3 protein-coding genes are annotated in these 4,297 nt (G+C 77.7%); all 3 read right to left on the reverse strand.

The window, feature by feature from the left end; all coding sequences use genetic code 11:
• On the reverse strand, window positions 1-1,352 hold a 1,352-nt coding region (gene dnaG, locus HLB09_RS13715), incomplete at its 3' end, for a DNA primase (RefSeq protein WP_171203907.1).
• Window positions 1,353-1,506: 154 nt separating this feature from the next.
• Window positions 1,507-2,811, reverse strand: coding sequence for a deoxyguanosinetriphosphate triphosphohydrolase (locus HLB09_RS13720; protein WP_322790191.1), 1,305 nt, complete (start codon window positions 2,809-2,811; stop codon window positions 1,507-1,509).
• Entirely contained in the window at window positions 2,808-4,025 is a 1,218-nt protein-coding gene (gene dusB / locus HLB09_RS13725; protein ID WP_322790192.1) for a tRNA dihydrouridine synthase DusB, read from the reverse strand. The genes HLB09_RS13720 and dusB overlap by 4 nt, the downstream gene beginning before the upstream one ends.
• Between the last annotated feature and the right edge of the window lie 272 nt (window positions 4,026-4,297).

A 4,297-nucleotide genomic window follows, 5' to 3' on the forward strand; every position in this document is an offset into this window, starting at 1 on the left:
CGGCCGCCCGGTGAGCCGGACCGGCCGGCCGCGGCGACGGCGCGGCGGACGTCGTCGACGTCCATGCCGAGCCAGCCGGAGAGCTGGCGCGCGTACTCCGGGCGCAGCGCCGGGTCCTTGATGCCGGCCACGAGGGGCGCGGCCGCCCGCAGGGCCTGCACGCGGCCCTCGGCCGAGTCGAGGTCGAAGCGCTCGAGGGTCGAGCGCAGCGCGAACTCGAAGAGCGGCACGCGGGTGGCGACGAGCTCGGCGACGGCCTCGGGCCCGCGCTCGAGCCGCAGGTCGCACGGGTCGAGGCCGGACGCCTCCACGGCGACGAACGTGGACGCCGTGAAGCGCTGGTCCTGCTCGAAGGCCCGCAGCGCCGCCTTCCGCCCGGCCTCGTCGCCGTCGAAGGTGAAGACGACCTCGCCGCGGAAGGCGTCGTCGTCGACGAGCAGCCGCCGCACGGCCCTGATGTGCTCGGGCCCGAAGGCGGTGCCGCACGTGGCCACCGCCGTCGGCACGCCCGAGAGGTGGCACGCCATGACGTCGGTGTAGCCCTCGACGAAGACGACCTGGCGGCGCCTGGCGATCTCCCGCTTGGCGAGGTCGAGGCCGTAGAGGACGGTCGACTTGTCGTACAGCGGGGTCTGCGGGGTGTTGAGGTACTTCGGCCCCTGGTCGGACTCGAGGAGCCGACGGGCCCCGAAGCCGATGGTCGCCCCCGCGACGTCGCGGATCGGCCAGACGAGCCGCCCGCGGAAGCGGTCGTAGACCCGGTCGCCGGACTGGGCGCGGCTCACGAGGCCGGCGGTGGCGAGCTCGTCGTCGCGGTAGCCGCGGCCGCGCAGGTGCTTGGTGAGCGCGTCCCAGCCCTCGGGGGCGAAGCCGGCGCCGAAGTGCTCGGCCGCGGCGCGGTCGAAGCCCCGCTCGGCGAGGAAGCGCCGCGCCACCCGCGCGCCCGGGGAGGCGAGCTGCTCGGCGAAGAACTCCGCCGCGACGCGGTGGGCGTCGAGCATCCGCTGCCGGGCGCCGACGTCCTGGCGCCGCGGGCCGCCGGAGCCCTCCTCGTAGCGCAGCTGGACGCCGGCGCGCTGGGCCAGGCGCTCGACGGCCTCGGGGAAGGTGAGGTGGTCGACCTCCTGGAGGAAGCGGAAGACGTCGCCGCCGGCCCCGCACCCGAAGCACTTGTAGAAGCCGACGGACGGGCGCACGTGGAAGGACGGCGAGCGCTCGTCGTGGAAGGGGCACAGGCCCTTGAGCGAGCCCGCGCCGGCGGGCTTGAGCGTGACGTACTCCCCGACGACCTCGTCGAGGCGGACCTGCTCGCGGACGGCGTCGACGTCCTCGCTGCGGATCAGGCCTGGCACGACCGGAGTCTAGGTCGGCCGCGGCGACGGCGGCCCGGCGTCCACAGCGCCCGGCCGATCGCGGGGCCGGGATGGGCGGGCGAACAGGCGACGACTCGCCCCCGGGAGCACCCTCGGGAGGGCGAGCAGGCGACGACTCGCCCGCGGCGGCGGGTCAGGCCCGGCGCACCAGCCGGTCGTGCCAGGCGTGGGCGCCGGCGTCGGTGAGCGCGGCGACCTGGTCGACGACGACCCGCAGCCGCGCGTCGTCGCCGCTGGCGGCCGCGAGGTCGGCGGCGTAGGCGGGCTCGAGGGCCTCGGGCCCGCGGGCGCAGAGCGCCTCGACGAGCTCCGCGACGACCTCGCGCTGGCGCACGTACTCGGGCTGGCGGTCCCCCGCCTCCATGACGAAGAGCGCCGCGAGGCCCTTGAGCGCGGCGATCTCCGCCTGCGTCGCCGGCGGGACGACGACGTCGGCGCCGTAGCGCACCAGGGGGCGCTCGCCGTGCGCCTCCTGCGTGGCGCGCCGGGCGGCGTCGACGAAGCGGCCGACGAGCTGGCTCGTCATGTCCTTCAGCGCGGCCAGCGAGGCGCGCCCGAGGTCGGTGCGGCCGACCCACTCCGGAGAGGCGGCGAGCCGCTGCAGGCCGTCGGCGACGGCGGCCGCCTCGAGGCCGTGCCAGCGCGCGGCGAGCTCGGCCACCCGCGCGCGCTGCCCGCGGTCGGCGACGACGCCGAGGTCGAGCCTCCCCGCGACGACGGCGTCCTCGACGTCGTGGACGCTGTAGGCGATGTCGTCGGCCAGGTCCATGACCTGCGCCTCGAGGCACCGCCGGCGCCCCGGGGCGTCGCGGCGCAGCCAGGCGAAGACCTCGTCGTCGCCGTCGGGGCCCGCGTAGACGCCGTACTTGCCGCTGCCGGCCGCGTCGGGCCCGCCGGGGGCCTCCCCGGCGTGCCACGGGTACTTCGTGACGGCGTCCAGGCTCGCCCGGGTGAGGTTGAGCCCGCCGCTGCGCCCGGTGGCCGGGTCGACGACCTTGGGCTCGAGCCGCGTGAGCAGGCGCAGGGTCTGCGCGTTGCCCTCGAAACCGCCGATCGCCGCGGCCGCGGTGGCGAGCGCCCGCTCGCCGTTGTGCCCGAACGGCGGGTGGCCGAGGTCGTGCGCCAGGCAGGCCGTGTCGACGACGTCGGGGTCGCAGCCGAGCGACGCGGCGAGCTCGCGGCCCACCTGCGCCACCTCGAGGCTGTGCGTCAGGCGGGTGCGGGCGAAGTCGTCCGTGCCCGGCCCGACGACCTGCGTCTTGCCGCCGAGACGCCGCAGCGCCGAGGAGTGCAGCACCCGGGCCCGGTCGCGGGCGAAGTCGCCCCGGGCCGCGCTCTTGGGCGCCTCGGCCACCCGGCGCTCCCGGTCGTGCGGCCCGTACCCGGGCACGCGGGCGTCGTCGCGCCGCACGACCCCGGCGGCGGGGCGCTCGCTCACCCGCCCGAGACGGACGCCTCGGCGTCCGTCACCATCCGCGCGGCGGAGCCCGTGAGCTCCCGCGAGTCGAGCCAGCCCTCGGGCAGCGCGACGCGCTTCGTCGCCGCGGTGCGCCCGCGCGGCCCCTCCGCGTCGTCGCCCGGCCACGGCGCGTCGGCGTCGAGCTCGGAGAGGACCTCGGCGAGCGCGTCGAGCGTCGGCACCAGGGCGAGGCGCTGCCGCAGGGAGGAGCCCACGGGGAAGCCCTTGAGGTACCAGGCGACGTGCTTGCGGATGTCGCGGCAGGCGCGGTCCTCGTCCGGCGCCTCCGCGGTGCCGAACTCCTCCGCGAGCAGGACGGCGTGCCGGTGGAGCATCGCCGCGACCTCGCCGAGGGTGGGGCGCACCCGCTCGGGACGGCCGGCGAAGGCGGCGGCGAGGTCGGCGAAGAGCCAGGGGCGACCGAGGCAGCCGCGCCCGACGACGACGCCGTCGCAGCCCGTCTCGGCGACCATGCGCACCGCGTCCTCGCCCGACCAGACGTCGCCGTTGCCGAGCACCGGCACGCTCGTCACGGCCTCCTTGAGCCGGGCGATCCGGCTCCAGTCCGCGGTGCCGGAGTAGTACTGCTCGGCCGTGCGGGCGTGCAGCGCGACGGCGGCCGCCCCCTCGCCCTCGGCCGCGCGGCCGGCGTCGAGGTAGGTGTGGTGCTCGGCGTCGACGCCGACGCGCATCTTCACCGTGACGGGGACGCCGGCGGGCTCGGCCGCCCGCACCGCCTCCCGGACCACGGACGCGAAGAGCGAGCTCTTCCACGGCAGGGCGGCGCCACCGCCCTTGCGCGTGACCTTGGCGACGGGGCAGCCGAAGTTGAGGTCGACGTGGTCGGCCAGGTCCTCCTCGACGAGCACGCGGACGGCGGCGCCGACGGTGCGCGGCTCGACGCCGTACAGCTGGGTGCTCCGCAGGGCCACGGCGGGCCCGTGGCGCACGAGCCGCAGGGACTCGGGCGTGCGCTCCACGAGCGCCCGCGAGGTCACCATCTCCGAGACGAAGACGCCCTCGCCGCCCGCGGCCTCCATCTGCTCGCGGCACAGGGTGCGGTAGGCCTCGCCGGTGATGCCGGCCATCGGGGCGAGCACGACGGGGGTGCGCACCTCGTGGGGGCCGATGCGCAGCGGACCGGCCCCGGCGGTGGCCGGGCCCGCGGTCGGAGCGGTGGCGGTGGCGGTCACGCCCCCATCGTCCCCCATCCCCGGGGCGGGGCCCCAGCCGTCCACCGAGGCCGTCCACCGCGCGGCGCCCGCGGGGCCCCGACGCGGACGTCGTGCGGACTCCCGCCGCACCTCCCCGCGGGGACCGGACCTGTGCCACGGTTCGGCGCACACCGGACACCCCCGGTGCTCCCCGAGCCTGGAGCCCCCGTGCACCCCTCCCCCCTGCGGCGCGCAGCCGCGCGCGCGACCGTCGGCGGCGCCGTCGTCGCCCTGGCCGTCACCTCCGCCCC

Origin of the sequence: Pseudokineococcus marinus, from assembly GCF_013004605.1 — a bacterium.
Taxonomy (GTDB): domain Bacteria; phylum Actinomycetota; class Actinomycetes; order Actinomycetales; family Quadrisphaeraceae; genus Pseudokineococcus; species Pseudokineococcus marinus.